A 1,248-nucleotide genomic window follows, 5' to 3' on the forward strand; every position below is an offset into this window, starting at 1 on the left:
CGTGGGCCTGCCCGACGACGAGAGCGAGGCGATCCTCAAGCTGCTCTATGTCCACAGCATGAACCCGAACTACCAGGTCCGCTTCCGCTGGCGCCCCAACTCCGTCGCCTTCTGGGACAACCGCTGCACCTGGCACCAAGCCATCTGGGACTACTTCCCGGATACGCGCTCAGGCTTCCGGGTCACGGTGGCGGGGGACAAGCCGTTTTGAGGCCGCGCCATACGCGCTTGACCGCATCAGCAAGCAAGAGAAATATCACTCGATATCACCGCGCCTCGCGGTGAGCCGCGGTACCGCCGTGGTGGAATGAACGCGATCGGCTTCTGGACGAGCAGACATTTCACCGCGGGGCGTCTCAAGCTGGAGACGCCAATGGCGAAAGCCCTGAGCCAAGCGCAGTCCGACGAATTTGATGGACGGGGTGTCCTGCGCTTCGATCAATTCTTTCCAATCGCCGCTATCGACGTGATGCGTGAGCGACTGTGGGAGGACATTGAGCGCCGCTATCGGATGCAGCGCGATGTGCGGGAGAGCTGGTCGACCCCGATGCCTGCGCAATTCCAGTCGCTAATTCGATCTGGAGCCTTCGCGCCGATGGAGACACCCGCGCTCGTTGCGCTAGCTGATGCGTTCCTGGGGACCAGCCAGTGGTACAAGCCGCAGCATTGGGGCAAACCTCTGGTCACGTTTCCGACGCCGGACCCTGTTCTTGCACGCCCGCCGTGGCACCTCGATCTTGGCGCTCACGAAAAGCTTCGTCCCCTATCGACCATGAGGCTCTTCACCTTTCTGGACCATGTATTGCCGGGGGGCGGCGGCACACTCTACATCGCCGGATCGCACAGGTTCGCCCTGGAAGAGGAACAACGGGCGCTTGGGACGCTCCGGTCGGCGGACGTTAAGGGCGGTCTTCGCAAGCACCGGTGGTTCGACGAACTGTTCGCAGCCCGAACAGCAGAAGTATCGCCCCTGATCAACGTTGAGGCGGCTGTGGGCGGAAACATCGTCACCGTAGAGGAAATGACAGGACGTCCTGGCGATCTCATCTTGATGCACCCGGGGGTCATCCACGCTATAGGCCATAACCGCCTGAGCCGTCCCCGTCTGATGCTGACCGAGACCCTCCGGCGTCGACCGATGGAATGACTCTCCAAGACGGCCGATGGCCAGGGCGAGGGACGCCTCACCCACGCCCCAGCGATCCTCGAACCCCCCGCCCCCGCCCGGGACGGCGGCCGCGGGGGGGG

Annotated in this window: 2 protein-coding genes; both read left to right on the plus strand. The window is 63.5% G+C overall.

Translation table 11 applies throughout. The features are described 5' to 3' along the window. On the plus strand, window positions 1-211 hold a 211-nt coding region (locus tag V7D28_RS07115), incomplete at its 5' end, for a TauD/TfdA dioxygenase family protein (protein WP_333586679.1). A 162-nt stretch (window positions 212-373) separates the two neighbouring features. Then, the gene (locus tag V7D28_RS07120; protein ID WP_333586680.1) at window positions 374-1,147 is read left to right on the plus strand and encodes a phytanoyl-CoA dioxygenase family protein; all 774 of its coding nucleotides are present in this window, start codon (window positions 374-376) and stop codon (window positions 1,145-1,147) included. Window positions 1,148-1,248 lie beyond the last annotated feature (101 nt).

This window comes from Phenylobacterium sp. (genome assembly GCF_036723115.1).
Taxonomy (GTDB): domain Bacteria; phylum Pseudomonadota; class Alphaproteobacteria; order Caulobacterales; family Caulobacteraceae; genus Phenylobacterium.